The sequence below is a fragment of the Arthrobacter sp. YAF17 genome (assembly GCF_052113365.1).
GTDB lineage: Bacteria > Actinomycetota > Actinomycetes > Actinomycetales > Micrococcaceae > Arthrobacter.
The window spans coordinates 100,156-119,571 of the sequence record NZ_JBFRDB010000016.1; the positions used below are offsets into that span (position 1 = coordinate 100,156).

The 19,416-nt window shown below is 68.5% G+C and carries 19 protein-coding genes; 8 read left to right on the top strand and 11 right to left on the bottom strand.

The features are described 5' to 3' along the window. Positions 1-43: 43 nt before the first annotated feature. Together AB4Y67_RS14285 and AB4Y67_RS14290 are read left to right on the top strand one after the other, a co-directional pair. The gene (locus AB4Y67_RS14285; protein WP_441406436.1) at positions 44-1,768 is read left to right on the top strand and encodes a bifunctional 3'-5' exonuclease/DNA polymerase; all 1,725 of its coding nucleotides are present in this window, start codon (positions 44-46) and stop codon (positions 1,766-1,768) included. A gap of 140 nt (positions 1,769-1,908) precedes the next feature. Then, positions 1,909-2,103, top strand: a complete 195-nt coding sequence (locus AB4Y67_RS14290; protein ID WP_441406437.1) for a YegP family protein — start codon at positions 1,909-1,911, stop codon at positions 2,101-2,103. Here AB4Y67_RS14290 and AB4Y67_RS14295 read toward each other — a convergent pair. The 5 genes from AB4Y67_RS14295 to AB4Y67_RS14315 all read right to left on the bottom strand — a co-directional run bounded on the left by AB4Y67_RS14295 (position 2,092) and on the right by AB4Y67_RS14315 (position 6,516). Next, entirely contained in the window at positions 2,092-2,790 is a 699-nt protein-coding gene (locus tag AB4Y67_RS14295; RefSeq protein WP_441406438.1) for an NUDIX hydrolase, read from the bottom strand. The two genes, AB4Y67_RS14290 and AB4Y67_RS14295, sit on opposite strands and share 12 nt — an antisense overlap. Beyond that, the gene (gene nth, locus AB4Y67_RS14300) at positions 2,787-3,602 is read right to left on the bottom strand and encodes an endonuclease III (RefSeq protein WP_441406480.1); all 816 of its coding nucleotides are present in this window, start codon (positions 3,600-3,602) and stop codon (positions 2,787-2,789) included. The genes AB4Y67_RS14295 and nth overlap by 4 nt, the downstream gene beginning before the upstream one ends. 146 nt (positions 3,603-3,748) lie before the next feature. Next, positions 3,749-5,164, bottom strand: a complete 1,416-nt coding sequence (locus AB4Y67_RS14305) for a hypothetical protein (protein ID WP_441406439.1) — start codon at positions 5,162-5,164, stop codon at positions 3,749-3,751. A 204-nt stretch (positions 5,165-5,368) separates the two neighbouring features. Continuing rightward, positions 5,369-5,851 carry a hypothetical protein gene (locus tag AB4Y67_RS14310; RefSeq protein WP_441406440.1) on the bottom strand — a complete coding sequence of 161 codons (483 nt, stop codon included), beginning with the start codon at positions 5,849-5,851 and terminating at the stop codon, positions 5,369-5,371. Next, positions 5,848-6,516 (bottom strand): hypothetical protein, encoded by a 669-nt coding sequence (locus AB4Y67_RS14315; RefSeq protein ID WP_441406441.1) that lies wholly within the window; start codon positions 6,514-6,516, stop codon positions 5,848-5,850. Before AB4Y67_RS14315 ends, AB4Y67_RS14310 begins: the two co-directional genes overlap by 4 nt. A 295-nt stretch (positions 6,517-6,811) precedes the next feature. On the opposite strand from AB4Y67_RS14315, the gene acs reads away from it, so the two are divergent. Beyond that, positions 6,812-8,842: an acetate--CoA ligase gene (acs, locus tag AB4Y67_RS14320; protein ID WP_441406442.1), complete on the top strand. Its 2,031-nt coding sequence runs from the start codon at positions 6,812-6,814 to the stop codon at positions 8,840-8,842. A gap of 107 nt (positions 8,843-8,949) precedes the next feature. Here the strand turns inward: acs and AB4Y67_RS14325 are convergent, their stop codons facing one another. Beyond that, complete coding sequence (locus AB4Y67_RS14325) at positions 8,950-9,927, bottom strand: SMP-30/gluconolactonase/LRE family protein (protein WP_441406443.1); 978 nt, start codon at positions 9,925-9,927, stop codon at positions 8,950-8,952. A 197-nt stretch (positions 9,928-10,124) separates the two neighbouring features. Between AB4Y67_RS14325 and aroQ the strand changes: the two genes are divergently transcribed. Further along, a complete protein-coding gene (gene aroQ / locus AB4Y67_RS14330) occupies positions 10,125-10,598 on the top strand; it encodes a type II 3-dehydroquinate dehydratase (RefSeq protein ID WP_441406444.1) in 474 nt (157 codons plus the stop codon). Positions 10,599-10,600: 2 nt separating this feature from the next. Then, positions 10,601-11,653, top strand: coding sequence for a DUF2332 domain-containing protein (locus tag AB4Y67_RS14335; RefSeq protein WP_441406445.1), 1,053 nt, complete (start codon positions 10,601-10,603; stop codon positions 11,651-11,653). A 28-nt stretch (positions 11,654-11,681) separates the two neighbouring features. Here AB4Y67_RS14335 and AB4Y67_RS14340 read toward each other — a convergent pair whose 3' ends face one another. Next, positions 11,682-12,866 (bottom strand): MarP family serine protease, encoded by a 1,185-nt coding sequence (locus AB4Y67_RS14340; RefSeq protein WP_441406446.1) that lies wholly within the window; start codon positions 12,864-12,866, stop codon positions 11,682-11,684. 204 nt (positions 12,867-13,070) lie between these two features. On the opposite strand from AB4Y67_RS14340, the gene AB4Y67_RS14345 reads away from it, so the two are divergent. After that, complete coding sequence (locus AB4Y67_RS14345) at positions 13,071-13,748, top strand: Crp/Fnr family transcriptional regulator (protein WP_011693220.1); 678 nt, start codon at positions 13,071-13,073, stop codon at positions 13,746-13,748. A 73-nt stretch (positions 13,749-13,821) separates the two neighbouring features. On the opposite strand, the gene AB4Y67_RS14350 is transcribed toward AB4Y67_RS14345, so the two are convergent. Genes AB4Y67_RS14350 through AB4Y67_RS14365 form a run of 4 tightly spaced genes read right to left on the bottom strand, consistent with a single transcriptional unit; the run spans position 13,822 to position 15,902 of the window. Continuing rightward, positions 13,822-14,223, bottom strand: a complete 402-nt coding sequence (locus tag AB4Y67_RS14350; RefSeq protein ID WP_441406447.1) for a VOC family protein — start codon at positions 14,221-14,223, stop codon at positions 13,822-13,824. Between the two features lie 23 nt (positions 14,224-14,246). Next, a complete protein-coding gene (locus AB4Y67_RS14355; RefSeq protein WP_441406448.1) occupies positions 14,247-15,158 on the bottom strand; it encodes an NUDIX hydrolase in 912 nt (303 codons plus the stop codon). 16 nt (positions 15,159-15,174) lie between these two features. Beyond that, a complete protein-coding gene (locus tag AB4Y67_RS14360) occupies positions 15,175-15,744 on the bottom strand; it encodes a RidA family protein (RefSeq protein ID WP_441406449.1) in 570 nt (189 codons plus the stop codon). 2 nt (positions 15,745-15,746) lie between these two features. After that, positions 15,747-15,902 (bottom strand): DUF4177 domain-containing protein, encoded by a 156-nt coding sequence (locus AB4Y67_RS14365; protein ID WP_003797879.1) that lies wholly within the window; start codon positions 15,900-15,902, stop codon positions 15,747-15,749. Between the two features lie 37 nt (positions 15,903-15,939). On the opposite strand from AB4Y67_RS14365, the gene AB4Y67_RS14370 reads away from it, so the two are divergent. Then, a complete protein-coding gene (locus AB4Y67_RS14370) occupies positions 15,940-18,234 on the top strand; it encodes a transglycosylase domain-containing protein (RefSeq protein WP_441406450.1) in 2,295 nt (764 codons plus the stop codon). Then, positions 18,231-19,178: a metallophosphoesterase gene (locus AB4Y67_RS14375; RefSeq protein WP_441406451.1), complete on the top strand. Its 948-nt coding sequence runs from the start codon at positions 18,231-18,233 to the stop codon at positions 19,176-19,178. The genes AB4Y67_RS14370 and AB4Y67_RS14375 overlap by 4 nt, the downstream gene beginning before the upstream one ends. Positions 19,179-19,416 lie beyond the last annotated feature (238 nt).

Genomic DNA, 19,416 nt, shown 5'->3' on the forward strand with positions numbered 1-19,416 from the left:
TCCATGGACAAGGCACTCCGCACCGCAGGGCAGAATTGACCCTATGTACCTGTTGCTCGCCGCCCACGCTGACGGCGCAGCCCTCCAGGAACTCACCGCAGACGGCGCCCCGCACCCGGACGCACCCGCACTGCAAGTCGTCAGCGCCGCCGAGCTGGCCGGCGTCGTGCGTGCACTCGAACAGCGCCGGCCGCGCTGGATCTGGCACCGCACCCAGGACTGGTACCCCGCCCTGCTGGCCGCCGGCGTGGAGCTGGAACGCTGCTACGACCTCACGTTGTGCGGCGCGATCCTGGCGCACTCGGAGTTCACTGCCCACACCGCGTACGCGCAGAACGCGGAGAAACTGACCCAGGACGACGAACTGCAGCAGCCGCCCCGCGCGCTGCAGCCCCCACCCCCGCCGGCCGACCAGGGTGCCCTGTTTGATGACCCCGGCTGGCGCAAGGCGCCCCGGCACAGCCCCGAGGACCTCCGCGCCGAATACGCCGCCCAGCAGGACGCCCTCAGCCAGGCCGGAGGGGCCGGCGTCGAACACCACGGCGACAACCGCAGGCAGCGCCTCCAGCTCCTGCTCGCCGCCGAGTCCGCCGGCGCCATGATCGCCGCCGAAATGCAGCACACAGGCGTGCCGTGGCGGGAGGAACTGCATGAGCAGATCCTGGCCGACTACCTCGGCCCCCGGCCTCCCCAGGGGCACCGCCCGGCCAAGCTGGAAGCGCTGACCGCCGAGCTGCGGCAGCTGCTGAATTCGCCCGCGCTGAACCCGGACTCCCCGCAGGAGCTCATGCGCGCCCTGCACCGGAACGGCATCGAGGTGAAGACCACCCGGCAGTGGGAACTGAAGGAATCCAGCCACCCGGCGATCGAACCGCTCCTGGCCTTCAAGAAGCTCTCCCGCCTGCACGCCGCCAACGGCTGGGCCTGGCTGGATGCCTGGGTAAAGAACGGCCGGTTCCAGCCGGAGTACGTGGTGGGCGGCGTGGTCTCCGGCCGCTGGGCCTCCCGGGGCGGCGGGGCGCTGCAGATCCCGCGGCAGATCCGAGGCGCCGTCCATGCCGATCCGGGACACAAGCTGATCGTCGCCGACGCCTCCCAGCTCGAACCCCGCGTGCTCGTGGCGCTGGCGCAGGATGCCAAGATGGCCGAGGCTGCGCGCGATAAGGACCTGTATGCCGGCATCGCCGCGCAGGGTTTCGGCGGCGACCGCGCCAAGGCGAAGGTGGCGCTGCTTGGGGCGATCTACGGGGCCACAACCGGCGAGTCCGGCCGCCTGATGCCGCAGCTGACCCGCACCTATCCGCGTGCCGTGGGCTACGTGGAACAGGCCGCCCGCGAGGGTGAGGCCGGACGGACCGTCACGTCACGGCTGGGCCGCAGTAGCCCGCCGCCATCTTTGCGCTGGCTGCAAAGCCAGCAGTCGACCAGCGCCGAGGAACAGCGTCGGGCCGATTCGCTCGCCCGCTCACGCGGCCGGTTCACCCGCAACTTCGTGGTCCAGGGCTCCGCGGCAGACTGGGCAGCCTGCTGGCTGGCAGAACTGCGACGGCGGCTCCGCACCATGCGCGCGGACGGCACCCCCTCCGGGGAACTCGTCTTCTTTCTCCACGACGAAGTCATGGTCCATAGCCCCGAAGCCGCGGTGGCCGACTGCATCCGGGCCATCGAGGAGGCGGCCGCCGCCGCCAAGGAACTGCTGTTCGGCAGGATCCCGGTGGAGTTCCCGGTCAGTGTGGCGGTTGTGGACTCCTACGACAACGCCAAATAGTGCTTGTGACCCGACCGGCGTAACGTACCCGTCGGTAGCGTTGTGCCCTCGTGTGACGGCGGTTACTCTCGAAAAGGCCGGTGGTTGAACCGATAGTCATCGGCCGTGCAACGACGCATATTTCTTGGGGAGGCAGCACCTTGGCTGGCATTTTTGAGATCGCCATGGCCGGCGAGAAGAAGTACTTCTTCAAGCTGACGGCATCCGACGGAACGGTGGTCGCCGTTTCACCACTGTTCAACACGATTAAGGGCGCCGCCGCGGGCATCAACGCCGTGCGGGAGAACGCCGCGACCGGGCTGGTGGTCGACAAGTCACGCGCCTTAGCCGTCTAGCCGGCTCCAGGTATCGACGCTGAGCAAGCTGGTGCGGTCCCAGGGGACCGCCCACCCCAGCTGCTCGAAGAGCTGGTTCAGAATCATCCCGGTGAAGCCCCAGACCACCACGTCGTTGACGGTGAAGGCGGGGCTGTGGAACGTCTGCCCGGCCCGGGTCACGGTGGCCATCACGCGGTTGTCCGGGTCCAGCAGGTCCCGGACCGGGACCCGGAAGACCTGGGAAGACTCGCCGTAGTCCACCACGCGAACGGGTGACTGGGACGCCCACCACCCGAGGACCGGCGTCACCAGGAAGTTTCCGCGCGGGAGGGCCAGTTCCGGCATCACGCCGAGGACCTCGACGCCGGCCGGGTCCAGCCCGGTTTCCTCTTCTGCTTCCCGCAGGGCGGCGTCGGTGACGGATTCGCCCAGGTCGATGCCGCCGCCCGGGAAGGCAACCTGCCCCGGATGGTCATCCAGGGTCTGGGCGCGCTGCAGCAGCAGGACATCCAGATCAGCCGGGGCAAGGACCTTGACCGAGGCCGCCGGGACATCATCGAGCGAGCCGAAGAGCATCAGTACGGCCGCCCGGCGGACGCGGTCCCCGGACTCTACGGCGAGTTCGCGCCAGCGCGGATCAGGTGGCGGGGCCGTTCCGGCCTCCACCGCGGCCACCAGGTCGATGAGGTCCTGACGGGCCGTCACCGTGGCTTCCTCTGGGATTCCATCCGGATCTCCGCGGCCCGGTGCGTCCCTGCGAGGAGCTTCGACAGCAACTCTTCTTGTCCCGGTGCCAGTTCGTACTTCAGCAGCTTCTTCGCCTTCTCAGGGTCCGTCTCGCCCATGCCGTAGCTCGGGCACCAGTTCGCCACCGCACACGCCCCGCAGGCCGGTTTGCGGGAATGGCACACGCGCCGGCCGTGGAACACCACCCGGTGCGAGAGCATGGTCCAGTCCCTCGGTTCGAACAGTTCGCCGACGTCGGATTCGACCTTTACCGGGTCCTCCGAATCCGTCCAGCCGAAGCGTTTGGCGAGACGGCCAAAGTGGGTATCCACCGTGATGCCGGGGATGCCAAAAGCGTTTCCGAGCACCACATTCGCGGTCTTCCGCCCGACGCCGGAAAGCGTCACCAGATCAGCGAGTCTGCCGGGCACCTCGCCGTCGTACTCGTCCACCAGCCGGTTGCACAGCGCCATCAGGTTTCTGGTCTTGGCCCGGAAGAACCCGGTGGGCTTGATGATGGCCTCCAGCTCGGCCGGGTCCGCCTCCGCCATGCTGCGCGCGTCCGGGTAACGGCCGAACAGCAGGGGCGTGATCGCGTTGACCGTGACGTCGGTGGTCTGCGCGGACAGCACCGTGGCCACCACCAGCTCGAACGGACTGCGGAAATCGAGTTCCGCGTGCGCATACGGATACTGCTCCGCCAGCGCCTTGTTGATCCGGCGGGCACGCCGTTTGAGGCCCAGCAGGGACTCCCCCGCTGCCCGCGGCCCGGCGGTCTTGGTCTCTGTGATTTTGCGGCCGGCGGTTCTGCGGCCGGCGCTTTTGGCGCCGCCCGGCGCAGCGCCACGACCGGCGGCCGGTACAGCGTCCGAAGGGGCGCTGCCTGTCGCTGCGCTGCCGGCGGCCGGAATGCTCGAGTCGGTGGCCACCGGGCCGGCTAACCGCGTTCGATGTTGCTGAGGTCCCGGAGCACGCCAACGCGGCCGTCGGTGTGCTGGACCAGGAACTCGTGGCCCCGGTCCTCCAGGGCAAGCACCCAGCCGCCGGGCTCGATCACGAAGGCCGCTGCTCCGGTGTGCTCATCCACGGCGGTGCGGGGCTGGGCAACGGCGAACCAGAATGCCTCGTGAACGGGCTGGACGTCGTCTTCCTCGGGTCGGCTTGCGGGGTCGACCGTGGCGCCGATCGGCTCCTGCTGGCGCACCTGCGGGTTCACGGTGGTGGGTGCGCTGTGGCTTGAAGCGGCCGGAACCTCGGCGGCCCGGGTGTCCTCGGCAGCAGCGGCGGCCCGGGCCTGTGCGTCCGGGGCCTGATCGCCTGCGGGTGATTTTGCGGCGGGAGGCACGACGGCGGCGGCCTGGGTCTGCTCGGCGGCGGACGGTGCCGCCGGGGCCGACGCTGCAGGCACGACGGCGGCGGCCTGAGTTTCCGGGGAACTGACCACCGGGGCGGGCGCGGCGGACTGGGCGGGCGCGGCGGACTGGGCAGGTGCCTGCTGGGCGGGTGCCTGCGGGGCGGGTGCTTGCTGGGCCGGAGGCGGCGTCGAAGCTGCGGCGCCGGCCGCGGCACCGGAGGCTGCGGCCGCGCCCGCTGCGCCGGCGGCAGCACCTAACGACTCGTAGCCGCGCGGGGCCGTGTCCTTGGCAGACTGCCCACCAGGGGTCATCCGCTTCGCCCAGCCGGCGACGGCGCTGGTGCCGGCGGCCTTGGGCGCCTTCTCGTCCGCGGCCTCTTTCGGGGCCTTGGGGGCACGGGGCTTGCTGACGGGGACCGCCGATTCACGGGCCACAATGTGGGCGGGCACCTCTGCACGGTCCAGGAAATCGCCGGCGAAGAAGGGGATCAGGCGGCCCAGCACGGTGGCCGCGAGGAGCCCGAGGGCGCCGACGAGGGCCAGCAACATGCTGGGCACGAATGCGCCCGCGATGGACAGGAAGAAGAACGCAACGGAGAAGGACGCCACCACAGAGCCGAACTGGTCTACGGAAAGGGAGCCGACCCGCATCTTCGTTGCGGGACTGACGCGGCGCGCCACGAACAGTGCGGCAACGATCACCGGGAGGATGATCCCGAGGCCCAGGAAGAACAGGCTGCCCAGGTTCCACAGGTTGTAGCGGACGGCAAACATCGGAATTAGCGAGGCCACAAAGAGAATCAGGGTCGAGCCGAAAACGGTGAGATCACGGATGGTGAATGGCCCCAGGACCGCTTCGTTCTTTTTGCCGGCCGTCTTGCTGTTGGCCTTGTCCACCGTGAAGCGGGGCGCTTCCCCGTAGCCGGCGGGCCGTTCCGCTCCGCCGTTGCCCTGGCTCTGGGCGGGCTGCTTGAGCTGCCCGTTTGCTTGCTCGTTCATTCGGTTCTCCTTAGCACGGCGGCACTCTGGACAGCACCGTCTAACGGCAGCCGAGCAGGGACCGCGAGCAGTCCCGTCGCCTCCATCGGATGTCACAACTTCATCTCAGCCTAGTCAAGTGGCTGGCCGATCACTAGCTGACAAGCCGTGAACAGCGGCATGAAACAAGGCCCGGCATCCCGGTGCCGCGGCTCCCGGTGTGTGTCATTCCAGCACGAAGGTGTGCATGGTCCCGCCCTGGCCGTCGACGAGGGTCACGGCCAGCGGAAGGGTGTGCGCCCCGGCCGGAACGGTGAATTCGTGCGTCGTCGGCGCAAGGTCGGCGGTGCAGACGTTGTCTCCGGCCTGCTCGAAGGTGATGTTCACCCGATCGCTGCCGGCCGCTTCAATCCGGGTCGGGACGGCCGGGCAACTGGAACTTCCCCACAGCGTGACGCCGAACCGCCGGGGTTTGTCCACCCACCCCGCCAGCGGCGTCCCAGACCCCTGGGGCGGTGCGGGGGACGCCGTAGAAGAGGATCCCGGGGAGGCGTCGGGCGCCACGGAGGGCGACGCCACCACGCCGCGGTAGCTGCGGTCGGCGGCATGTGGCGCGCCGGCGCAGGCCGCGACACCCAGCAAAATGCCGACGGCGAGCGCACAGGCCAGTGTCCGCAGCCGGCGTCGTTTCCCCTGGTACAGGTTCATCGCTCACCGGTCCCCGGCTGCTGCCCGGAACCGATGGTGTGCAGGGCCCGGCTGTAGGCGGCCGGTTCGTTGCGGGTGGCGGCAGAGACGGCCAGGTGCCGGGCGGTGATGCGCCGGGCGAAGTGTCCCCGGTATGGCAGGACGATCACGGTGTCCAGGCCGTTCTCCCAGGCGGCGATCAGGGCGGGCAGGCTTTGAGGCTCAGGCAGCTCGGCCGCGCCCCGGCCCGGATGGGCGTCAGCCTGGGGTCCGGACGCCCATTGCCAGGAGTTGTACGCGCCGGCGTCGATACCGGCCCAGCCATAGTCCGCCTGCCAGAACGGCGGAACCAACGGATCGAGGCCGTGTCCCGGCTGCGAGACCAACCGGAGGTGGGCCGGAGTCGGGTGGACGGTCGGATCGGGCTCCTCCACGGAATACCAGTCCCACGCCCGGGCCCAGGCCCGGTGCCAGCGGGCTTCCCACTCTACCGGCGTCGCCGAGTCCGGGATCCTCGATGTCCCGGCGCCGGGCACCGGCTCCAGGCGGGGGACATCGGCGTCGGCCGCTATGTCCCAGGCGTGGCGGATGAACAGCAGGAGCGTCAGGTGGTGCGGGGTGTCGTCCACGCGGATGGCCATGCCCTGCGGCCACGGGTTGTCCGGCACCGGGTCCCAAAACTTCATGTTTCATTCCCCCAATCAGCGGCTGCGTCATCCCGGCCCATTCTGGCGAACGACGGCCGCCGGCGCCAGAGCCTGGACATGCCCCCACCGCCATTCGGCGCTTAACAAACGCCGCTCACGGTTCGCTGTGTGACGCGGCACACGCCGGGCGCGGCGCAGGCGTTAGTGTGTATTTCGGAACAGCTCTTTGCGGTACGACCGTGACCAGCCCATGCCCGACGCCGCGCACGCGGCACGGCCCTGCGGCGGAACGGACGCCCCGCGCAGCACGGATCGATGAATGATGAGGTTCACCATGTCCCAGCAGACACCCGGCATCGCAACGGCGCAGGCTCACCAGGGCGATGCCTTCGAAAACCTGTCCCACGAGAACCGCAAGTTCGCCCCCTCCCCCGAGTTCGCGGCCAACGCGGTGGTCACCGCCGCCGACTACGCCGAGGCCGACGCCGACCGGCCCGCCTTCTGGGCGAAACAGGCCCGGGAACTGCTCACCTGGAGCAAGGACTTCACGCAGACCCTGGACTGGTCCACGCCGCCCTTCGCCAAGTGGTTCGTCGGAGGCGAGATCAACGCCGCCTACAACGCGCTGGACCGCCACGTCGAGAACGGCCACGGCGACCGGGTCGCCATTTACTTCGAGGGCGAACCCGGCGATACCCGCACCTACACGTACGCGCAGCTCACCGAAGAGGTCAAGAAGGCCGCGAACGCCTTCGAGTCCCTCGGCGTCGCCAAGGGCGACCGTGTGGCCGTGTACCTGCCGATGATTCCCGAGGCCGTCATCACGCTGCTGGCCTGCGCCCGGATCGGCGCCATCCACTCGGTGGTCTTCGGCGGCTTCTCCGCTGAAGCCCTCCGTTCCCGGATTGACGACGCCGAGGCCAAGCTCGTCGTCACGGCCGACGGCACGTACCGCCGCGGCAAGCCAAGCTCGCTGAAGCACGCGGTTGATGAGGCGCTGTCCCACGAGGGCGACGGCACCGGGCACACCGTGCAGAACGTCGTCGTCGTCAAGCGCAACGGCCAGGACGTCGACTGGCATGAGGGCCGGGACCACTGGTGGGCCGACACCGTCGGGACCGCCTCCGCCGAGCACACCGCCGTCGGGCATGACTCCGAGCACCCGCTCTTCATCCTCTACACCTCCGGCACCACCGGCAAGCCCAAGGGCATCCTGCACACCACCGGCGGCTACCTCACCCAGGGCGCCTACACGCACAAGGCCGTCTTCGACCTGAAGCCGGAAACCGACGTGTACTGGTGCACGGCCGACGTCGGCTGGATCACCGGGCACTCGTACGTCGCCTACGCCCCGCTCATCAACGGCGCCACCCAGGTCATGTACGAAGGCACCCCGGACTCCCCGCACCAGGGCCGCTGGTGGGAGATTGTGGAGAAGTACAAGGTCTCCATCCTCTACACCGCCCCCACCGCCATCCGGACCTTCATGAAGTGGGGCAAGGAGATCCCGGCGAAGTCCGACCTCTCTTCGATCCGTGTCCTGGGTTCCGTGGGCGAACCCATCAACCCCGAAGCGTGGATGTGGTACCGCGAGGTCATCGGCGGCAACGCCGGGAAGAACGGCGAGCGGAAGGAAACGCCGGCCCCGATCGTGGACACCTGGTGGCAGACGGAGACCGGTGCGCAGATGATTGCGCCGCTGCCCGGGGTCACCGCCACGAAGCCCGGCTCCGCCCAGGTCCCGCTCCCGGGCATCGCCGTGGACGTCGTGGACGAACTCGGCGAGTCCGTGCCGAACGGCTCCGGCGGCTACCTCGTGATCCGCGAACCGTGGCCCGCCATGCTCCGCGGCATCTGGGGTGACCCGGAGCGCTTCAAGGACACCTACTGGTCCCGCTTCGAGGCCATGTACTTCGCCGGGGACGGCGCCAAGAAGGACGACGACGGCGACATCTGGCTGCTCGGCCGGGTCGATGACGTGATGAACATTTCCGGCCACCGGCTCTCCACCGCCGAAATCGAATCCGCCCTGGTGTCCCACCCCGCCGTCGCGGAAGCCGCCGTCGTGGGCGCCGCGGACGAGACCACCGGCCAGGCTGTCGTCGCGTTCGTGATCCTGCGCGGGGACGCCGTGGACACCGGGGACGCGATTGTGCAGGAACTCCGGAACCACGTCGGCAAGGAGATCGGGCCGATCGCGAAGCCCAGGACCATCCTCGTGGTGCCCGAACTGCCCAAGACGCGCTCGGGCAAGATCATGCGGCGCCTGCTCAAGGACGTGGCGGAAGGCCGTGAGGTGGGCGATGCCACCACCCTGGCCGACAACACCGTGATGGCGCAGATCGCGCAGTCGCTGCGGAAGTAGAAGGAGGCCGGCCGGGGACGGTTCGACGGCGGCGCCACCCACCTTTGGTGGGTGGCRCCGTCGCCGGTTAACCCGGGCGTTGTTCAGGGGTGTTTATTCAGCGGCGTTCAGCCGCCGGCGCAGGCCTTGACGAGGACAGCTTCGAAGCTCGTTGCCGCGGGGGTGGTGAATTTCGCGTTGACGAGGGCGAGGGTATCGCCGAACAGGGCCGCCGTTGTGGGGACGTCGAAGTTCTCGCTGGTGATGACCCCCCTGACCTCACCGGAGCTGAGGCGCCCGTTCAGGTCCACCCGGCTGACCTGGTTGGAGAGGTTCTGGACGGCCCAGAGCGTGCCGTCCCGGACGACGATGCCGTCGACGTTCGTCAGGGCGACCGGAACCCCGGCGGAGTCTGTGACCTCGATTTTCTTGTTGAATCCGTCGGTCGGGTCGACGGCGTACAGGGCGCCGCGGCCCGTGTGGGCGACGATCAGCTTGTGGCCTTCGTCGGCGGCGGCTATTCCGTTGAGGTTGAACCCTTCGTCAACAGTGCCGGCGGGGGCCTCAAGCGACAGGGTCCGGACGTCGTCCGGCCGCCCGTCACGGTTGATCGGGACCCGGTAGAGCTCACCGGCCCGGGAGTTGGTGAACCACGCGCCGCCGCGGGTCAGGGTGACGTCGTTGATGAAGCTGGCACCGGCGGGCGCCAGTTCGTACACGGCCACGGTCTCCTTCGTGTCCAGATCGTATACATAGGCCTGGCCGGTGGCGCCGCCGGCCACGAAGAGAAGGTCGTTGTCCCTGTCGACCTTCATGCCGAGGGCGGCCCGGCCCTCCGGTGCTTTGATGAACAGTTTTGCCTTGCCGGTGTCGATGTCTCCCCGGAAGATGTTGCCGTTGAGCCGGTCGCCGGCGAAAAACGTGCTGCCCTCCCCTGCGGCGATCCCTTCAGCTCCGGTGGCGCCGGGGAGATGGAGCACCGGGGAGCGGCCGTCCCGGTCCGCCCCGGAGGCGGAGGCAAGGGGCGCCGGCACGAGAAACGCCGCCAGGGCAAGGATGCCCACGGCCAGCCGGCGGATGGATTTTCCTGTGTGAGTAGTGCGCATGATGTGCTCCGAGATCGGGCTTGCCGCGCGGGCTGACCAGTACGGGCGCTCCGCACGATGGTCCTTTCAGTCTAGGCAGGCGGGCCGGTGCGGGCCAGAGCGGCCTGCCTGTCCGGGCCCATCCCGGGGGGTGTCATTTGAGTGCCGATTCCCGCCGGGTGCGGCGGCCCGTAACGCAACGCGATACATTGGCAGGCATGAGCGAAGCCACCCCCGACGGCGCCGGCCGCGGCACCATCCTGGTCCTCAACGGACCCAACCTGAACCTGCTCGGCACCCGGGAACCGGAGAAGTACGGCACCGCCACCCTTGCCGACGTCGAACAGCTCGCCAAGGACGCGGGCGCGGCGCACGGCCTCGACGTCGAGTGTTTCCAGTCGAACCATGAGGGTGCCCTGGTGGACGCCATCCATGCCGCCCGCGGCAAGGCCGTCGGCATCGTCATCAACGCCGGCGCTTACACGCACACCTCGGTGGCGATCCGGGACGCCATCTCCGCGGTGCAGCTGCCAGCCGTCGAGGTCCACATCACGAATGTCCACGCCCGCGAGGAGTTCCGGCACCACTCGTACCTCTCGGACATCAGCAAGGCGGTCATTGCCGGCGCCGGGATTCTGGGGTACCGGTTCGCCGTCGAATACCTCGCCGGGCTGCAGGCCGGCCGGGACTGAGCATGTCCGCCGGCGAGCCCGCCCGCGGGGAATCGGGCACGGCCGAATCAGGCACGGCCGCGTGGTACCGGCACTTCGGCACCATCGACGCGCCGGGCAATTCGGAGTGCTACGCCGAATGGTCGGTAGGCATCGCGGACGACCCGGAACTGCTCCGGCGGATCGACGAGTGGCCGCACAACAAACGCCAGCCCCTGCTCATGCTCGCGGCCGCCCGCTTCCTCGGCGCGCGGATCAGCCCCTACCGGGACTTCCGTGCGTTCCTGGACTCACACTGGGCCGACGTCTCCCGGACGGTGCGCTCCCGCGCCACGCAGACCAATGAGACCGGGCGCTGCGCCACCCTGCTGCCTTCGCTGGCGCAGATCGCGGCGGCCGGCGGGCGCCCCCTCGCCCTGATCGAGGTGGGGGCCTCGGCCGGGCTCAACCTGTTTCCGGACCGCTACGGCTACGAGTACGACGCCGGAGCCCGGGCCACCCGGCTGGCCCCGGCCGGCAGCGTTCCCGGCAGCTACCCCGTCCTGGGCTGCGCCGTCACCGGCCCGGTCCCGCTCCCGGCGGAACTCCCGCGGGTCATGTGGCGTGCAGGGATCGACCTCAACCCGCTCGACGTCCGGAACCCCGACGACGTTGCCTGGCTGGAGGCCCTGATCTGGCCGGAGCAGGACTTCCGCCGCGAGAGGCTGCGCCGGGCGGTCGCGGTCGCCCAGGCTGAACCGCCGCTGCTCGTCGCCGGAGACCTCAACGACCGGCTCCTGTCCCTCGTGGCACAGGCGCCGCCGGGCGCCACCCTGGTGGTCTTCCACAGCGCGGTCATGGCCTACCTCGACGCGGAGGCCCGGGACCGGTTCCGCGCCACCATGGCGCGGCTCGCCGTCGAACGCGGCTGCCACTGGCTCTCCAACGAGGGGCACATGGTGGTCCTCCAGGCGGATGGCTCCAGCGTGGTCCCGGAAATGGATGACGAACGGCTCCGCGGGCGGTTCCTGCTGCTTCACAACGGCAACCCGGTGGCGATCACCGGCCCGCACGGCCAGAGCCTGGAGTGGCTGTAGCAGGTTCCGTCCCGGCGCCGGTCCCCGGTTACTTCTGGATGCACTGGCCCGGGGAAACGGCGCTGCCGAGGCCCGGGGCCTGGGCCGCGACCGGCTCCAGATCCGTCATGGTGATGGCATAGCCGAGCGAGGACCCGCCCGTGGCCTTGGCGAAAACCACTCCGGCCACCTGGCCGTCGTTGGTCAGCAGCGGGCCCCCGGAATTGCCCGGCTGGACGTCGCCGGCGATCCGGTAAACGTCCGCCGGCGAGGGGTTGTTGCCGTAGATGTCGGGGACCAGCACCGTCGCAATGTCCTGCACCGTGGCGGGCTTGGACTGGAACGGGCCTCCGTGGGGATACCCGGCAAACGCCGCCGGGCTCCCGGCCGGCAGGTCGGAGCTGAGCGGCAGCGGGGCCGTGCGGAGGCCGTCGACGGCCACGACCGCGAGATCGTGCTGGGTGTCGAAGTACACCACCCGCCCGGGCAGGGCGCCGCCGCCGGGGATCTCCACCACCGGTTCCGGCACGCCGGCAACCACGTGGGCATTCGTGACCACCCGGCCGGGGGAAACCACGAAACCGCTTCCGGTCTGGCTTTGCCCGCACTGATACGCGGTGCCGGCGATCTTCAAGACCGATGCCGCTGCCCTGTTCAGCGCCGGGGTGTCGGTGCTGGTGTCCGGGATGGCCACCGGCTGGCCCTGCCCGATGCCCTCGAACAGCGTCGGGATGCCCTCACCGATCACGGCGGAGCGCAGCTGTGCCATCGAGGTCTTCAGGGGCACGGGGGTCACGCCGTCGATGAAGCGGATCACTTTGGACTCGGCAAGCGGCTGGGAGACGAAGGGAACACCGAGCGCGCCGATACTGAAGGCCAGCATCGACATCACCAGGGCCGACACCACCACGTTGACGCCGCCTCCGGCCAACCGGTCCATGGACCGCAGCGGGCTGATCTTGACGACGCTGCGGATTCTGCGCCCGATCGCGGTGCCCAGCCCGTGCCCGAGGACCATCAGCAGCACGGCGGTGGCGATGATCGCCGTGAGGCGCCACCCGCTGTCCTCCACCAGTTTGCTGACAATGGGGACGGACACAAACGCGGCCACGGCGCCCGCGGCGAACCCGGCGATGCCGCCGGCGGTCACCAGGAAGCCGTTGCGCAAGCCATGGAACAGGTAGGACAGCAGCGTCACGATCAACACGACGTCCAAGATGGTCAAGCCGAACACCAATGCTCCTTATAGGCAGGAAAACCCCAATTCTACCGGCGCAGGCTGACAGTTTGCCGAGGGCGTCCGGAGGGCCTGTGACGGCACAGATGCGCCTTGGCCACGACGTTTGGCGCGTTTCGGTGCCAAGTACGTCACAGACCGGCCAAAATTCTGAAACAATGGCTGAAGCGCCCCAGCCGACACAGTAAGTCAGGAGATTTCATGGATATCGAGGTATTGCGCCGCGCACCCCTTTTCGCCACGCTCGACGACGAGGCGTTCCGTCTGCTGACGGACGAACTCACCGAGGTGGACCTCTCACGCGGAGCCTCGGTTTTCCGGGAAGGCGACCAGGGTGACCAGCTCTACTTCATCGTCTCCGGCAAAGTGAAGCTCGGCCGCACCTCCCCCGACGGCCGCGAGTCCCTGCTCGCCATCCTCGGCCCGGGAGAGCTGTTCGGCGAAATGGCACTGTTCGACCCCAGCCCGCGCACGGCCACGGCCACGGCCGTCTCCGAGACCCGGCTGGCCGGGCTTAAGAACGAGAGCCTGAACGCCCTGCTGCGCACCCGCCCGGAGGTCTCCGCCCAGCTGCTGCAGGCCCTGGCACGCCGCCTGCGCCGCACCAACGATTCGCTCTCCGACCTGGTCTTCTCGGATGTACCGGGCCGTGTGGCCAAGGCGCTGCTGGACCTGGCGGACCGCTTCGGCCGTCCCGCAACCGACGGTGTCCTGGTGGCCCACGAGCTCACCCAGGAAGAACTGGCCCAGCTGGTCGGCGCTTCCCGCGAGACGGTCAACAAGGCCCTCGCCGAATTCGTGCAGCGCGGCTGGCTGCGCCTGGAGGCCCGCGCCGTCGTCATCCTCGACATGCAGCGCCTCCGCCAGCGTTCCCGCTAAGCCTGGCGGGCATTGCGCCTGCAGCACACCGAAGGCCGGCCCGTGAATACACGGAGCCGGCCTTCGGCGTTGCTCAGGACTCCGGTTCGTAGCCGATGAGCCAGTGAAGTCCATGACGGTCGATGACCTGGCCGTCGGAGGCGCCCCAGGGCTTCATGGCCAGAGGGTCGACCACCCGGCCGCCCGCGGCGAGTTTGTCGAACCACTCGTGGAGGACGGCAGGTTCCGCGGTCCCCAGCAGTGAGAGCCTGAGGCCCTCGATCCGGACACTCTGCTCGCCTGCGGCCGCATCCGATCCCGCCAAACCCACAGTTCCGCTCAGCTGGCCGTGGGCGATGGCATCCGGCGGGCCGTCAGTGCGGCTGAACTCCTCATAGGTGAACAAGGCAAGCTCTCCGCCGAAGACGTCCGCGTAGAAGCCAAGGGCTTCACGGGCCGTGCCGGGGAAGGTGACATAGATCTGCGGCGCTGTCATGGGCACAGCATACCGACACCCAATCAGCGTTCGCGCTGGGGCTCTCCGGCGACGGTCTTGGCCGCCTCGACCTCGAGCATAAGCCGGCCGTCTTCCTCGACGAGCTTCGGCTGGTAGACGTGGGCCTTGCGCTTGTAGCTGAGGTAGGCGATGCAGCCGTTGGCCGCAGCCATCTTCTCGAGCATGATTTCCGAGCCGGGAACCAGGAGCTGGCCGAGTGTGAGCCCGGCGGTGTTCTCCTGGGCCACCTCATCGCCGAGCTCAGAGGTGTTGCGGCCGTCGACAACCTTCCGGGCGCACACCCAGCGGCCCCACACGCCTTTGCTGGCCAGCAGCGACGGCTGCTGGTTCATCGGAACGGTGGCCGCGAAGTAGCGGGTGTTGAAGCGGCGGTGCGCGAAGTCCGGGCTGAGCCAGTTGACCAGAGGTTTGAGCAGGTCCGTCCGCACCGAGAGACCGCGCTTGGCGAGCACCTCGGTGAAGGACTTCTCCTGCTCCGCCACGGCCACGCGGGCCCTCATCCACTCGGCCGTGGAGGTCGCCTCGACGGTGGTGGACAGGTCCGGCCCGGCCAGGAGGATGCCGGTTTCCTCGAACAGCTCACGGATGGCGCCCACCACATGGCGGCGCGCCAGCCCGACGTCGGCCGTTCCCATCTGCTCGGCCCAATGCTGCGGCGAGGGGCCCAGCCAGCCCACGGCGTCGTCGTCGGATGCCTCCAGGGACCCGCCCGGGAAGGCGAGCACACCCAGCGGCGAGGAGCCGGGCCGGTACCCCAGCCAGGTCTCCAGGCCGGTGGGCGAATCGCGGAGCAGCACCACGGAGGACGCGAAGCGGGGCGCGCGGGGCGTCCTTTCGCCGTGTTCGAGCCAGCTGCGGGCCGCCCCCTCCAGATCCGGGGGGAGGGCAAACAGTCGTCGGGCTAACTGAGGCAAGAAACTGACCGGCCCTCTAGGCGAATTCGGCGATCAGTTCGACTTCAACGGGTGAGTCGAGCGGAAGGACAGCGACCCCGACGGCGGACCGTGCGTGCTGGCCGGCGTCGCCGAGGACCTTGCCGAGCAGTTCGGACGCGCCGTTGATCACGCCGGGCTGGCCGGTGAAGGACGGGTCGGAGGCGACGAACCCCACAACCTTGACGATCCGGGTGATGCGGTCGAGGTCCCCGATGACGCTCTTTACGGCAGCCAGGGCGTTGACGGCGCAGACGGCGGCGTACCGCTGGGCTGCTTCCGGTGAGACCGTGACCTCGGCAGAGGCGCCTTCGGTTCCGGAGGACACCTTGCCGGTCGCTTCGAGCTTGCCGTCGATGAACGGCAACTGGCCCGAGGTGTAGACATGGTTGCCGGAGATCACAGCCGGGACATAGGCAGCAACCGGGGCGGCAACCTCGGGCAGGGTCAGTCCGAGCTCGGCGAGGCGCTGCTCGACGGCGGACGACGCGCCGGTACCGGCGGTGCTGCGGGCCTCAGTTTCGGGAGCCCCGGGGGCGCCCGGGGCGGCGGATGCGGGGGTGTTCATGGCTACTGCTTCTCCCGCTTCAGGTAGGCCACCAGGCCGTTTCCGTCGGGTCCGGGGACAACCTGGACAAGCTCCCAGCCGTCGTCACCCCACTGGTCCAAAATCTGCTTTGTGGCGTGAATAATGAGCGGAATCGTGGCGTACTCCCATTTGGTCATGATCTAAAGCCTAGTCCTTGCCGGTAAAGTGGAAAACATGGCGACTGGTAAGAACCCTTTATTTGACACGGCCACCACCCTCGGAAAGATCCTTCTTTTCCTGGGCGTGAGCGCCATTTGTGGCGTCCTGGTGGCGGGACTGCTGGTCCCCGCGGCAGCCGTTACCGGCAGCTCGGCCAGCGGATCGATCAAATTTTTCGACACCCTCCCGGCCGAACTGCAGGTGGACCCGCCGAGCCAGTCGACGACGGTCCTGGCCTCCGACGGCAGTGTGATCGCCAGCCTCTACGCGGAAAACCGCACCAAAGTCTCCCTCGACCAGATGTCGCCCTACGTCAAGGACGCTGTCATCGCCATYGAGGACAGCCGCTTCTACGAGCACGGCGGCGTGGACACCACCGGCATCATGCGCGCGCTGGTCAGCACGGCCCGCGGCAATAAGCAGGGCGCGTCCACCATCACGCAGCAGTACGTGAACAACGTCATCAACTCCTCCCTCGAGGCCGAGGGCAAGAGCGACCAGGTCCTCCTCAACGGTGTGAACAAGGGCGTGGGCGACAAACTCCGGGAAATGAAGCTCGCCATCGCCCTGGAGAAGAAGTTCACCAAGGAAGAGATCCTCGAGGGCTACCTGAACATCGTCTTCTTCAACCGTGACGCCTACGGCATCGAAGCCGCCTCCAAGTTCTTCTTCAGCACCACCGCCAAGGACTTGACCCTGCCGCAGGCCGCGCTGCTGGCCGGCCTGGTCAACAGCCCGTCCTTCTACGACCCGATCACCAACCCCGAGAACGCCAAGATCCGGCGCGACCTGGTGCTCCAGTCCATGCTGACCCAGAACAAGATCAAGCAGCCCGAGTACGACGCCGCCGTGGCCACTCCGGTGGAAACGAAGGTCACGCCGGCCCGTCAGGGCTGTGCCTATTCGGCGTCGGCCCCGTATTTCTGCGACTACGTGCTGCACCTGCTGCTGAACAACCCGGCCTACGGCGCCGACTACGACGCCCGGGTGCGCAAGGTCTTCCGTGGCGGCCTGACCATCAAGACCACCCTGGACCCGAACGCCCAGGCCGTGGCCCAGGCGCAGGTTGAAGCCTCCGCCGGGGCGAACCCGGACAAGTGGGGCGCCTCGCTGGTCTCCGTGCAGCCGGGCTCGGGCAAGATCGTCTCCATGGCCCAGAACACCCAGTTCCTGGAGGCCGAGGGGAAGTTCAAAAACGAATTCAACTTCAATGTGGACAAGAAGGACGCGAAGGGCAACGACCTCGGCGGGCTGGGCGGTTTCCAGCCCGGTTCCACGATGAAGCCATTCACGTTTGCGGAGTGGCTCAACGAGGGCAAGTCCATGAACACCGTCCTCAATGGTGCGGTGCGCAAGTACCCGCTGAACTTCCGGTGGAAGAACACCTGCCCCTCCCCCGTGGACGGTGCCTACAACACGGCTGAAGAAGGCCTGGGCGCGGCGCCTGACCTGCAGAACGCCGAAGAGAACTGGTACCGCCCCCTGTCCGTCCTCGAGGGCCTCTACAACTCGATCAACACCATCACCTTTGCCTCCGCGGCGCAGGTGGACCTCTGCGGCATCCAGAAGATTGTCGACGCCGTGGGAATCCACGCCGGCCAGACGAACGAGCCCGTTCCCATGACACGGCTGTCGAACCTGATCGGCGCCACCCAGACCTCGCCGTTGACCATGGCCAGCGCGTTCGCGACCTTCGCTAACGACGGCAAGTACTGCGAGGCGATCGCCATCGAATCGGTCACGGATGCCACCGGCGCCCCGCTGCCGGCCCAGGCGACCAGCTGCCGCGATGCGATCAAACCGGAAGTTGCCCGCGGCGTGACCTATGCGCTGCAGGAAGTCCTTAACCGCGGTTCCGGTTCCTTGATCCAGCCGCGGATCTCCACCCGGACCAGCTTCCCGATCGCTGCCAAGACCGGCACCAACGACACCAACAACTCCACCTGGGTGGTCGGCTTCACCAGCGGCCTGGCGACGGCGTCCTTTTTCGGCGACGCGCTCGAGGGCCAGACCCGCTACGGACGCAACCTGACGCTGAACGGCAAGTTCTACAAGGCGATCGACGGTTACATGATCGCGGGACCGCAGTTCTCGAACTACATGGCCCAGGTGGCGCCGGCGTTCGGCACCAACCCGTTCCCGGCCCCGCCGTCGAACCTGCTGACCGGCCCGGCTCCCGCGCCCAAACCGTCGACACAGGCGACGCCGGCACCGTCCAGCGCGCCGAGCGAGCCCGCACCAAGCGAGCCGGCGCCGCCTTCAGACCAGCCAGGCAACGGCGGCCAGCCCGCCCCACCCAACAAGCCGTGACCGGGCAGAACCCGCTGGCAAGCCGCGTCCGAAGCATCGGGCGCGGCTTCGCCGTAACCGCTGCCGCCGGCGCCGTGACAGGTGCCGCCATGACCGGGTACGGGCTGTGGGAGAAGAACCAGTTCGTCCTGCGCGAAGAGACCCTGCCGATCCTCCCTGCCGGCTTTGGGCCGATCCGGGTGCTGCACCTGAGCGACATCCACTTCGTGCCCGGCCAGCACCGGAAGGCCGAGTGGCTGTCCTCGCTGGCGGAACTGCGGCCGGACCTGGTGGTGAACACCGGTGACAACCTCAGCCATGCCAAGGCGGTACAGCCCCTGCTGGAGTCGCTCCGCCCGCTGATGGAGTTCCCCGGAGTCTTCGTTCCAGGCTCGAACGACTACTTCGCGCCGCGGATGAAGAATCCGGCGTCGTATTTCCTGGGCCCGTCCTCGAAGCCCAAGGCCCCGGCCAAGCTGGACTGGGCGCGTCTCCGTTCCGGTTTTGGCATGGGCGGCTGGGTGGACTTGACCAACCGCTGCCAGTCGCTGGTGATTAAGGGCCTGCGCGTTGACTTTTCGGGCGTCGACGATCCGCATCTGGGCCTGGAGCGGTACGCCGGCTGGCCCCGCGGCACCAAGGGCCAGGACAGCAAACCGCACCTCCGCGTCGCCGTGATCCACGCCCCCTACCAGCGCGTCCTGGACCGTTTCACCGAGGACGGCGCCGAGCTGCTCTTGGCCGGGCACACCCACGGCGGCCAGATCTGCGTCCCGGGTTTCGGGGCACTCGTCGCCAACTGCGACCTTCCGACATGGCGGGCCAAGGGCCTGCACGACTGGGAAAGCAAGGGACTCACGACGCCGGTCAATGTCTCCGGCGGCATCGGCACTTCGCGTTTCGCCCCGGTCCGGATCGCATGCAAGCCCGAGGCAGCGCTGCTCACACTCACCGAGCGTTCCTGAGCCCTCCCGTTTCCCCGCTTCCACGGGACATGCCATCCCCTGCGCGCCACCGCTGGACAAAGCGGGCCTATGTCCACTCCCCGGCGCCACGACTGGGCATGTCCCCCAGCGGCGGCGCGGCGCGACGCCATTGCGGAATGTAATTACTGGGCGAGATCCTGATGCTGTCGATATATATGTGAACCGGGTCACCCGATGGCCTAGGGTAGTTGCTACAGGAAACTACATCCAGTTGCGT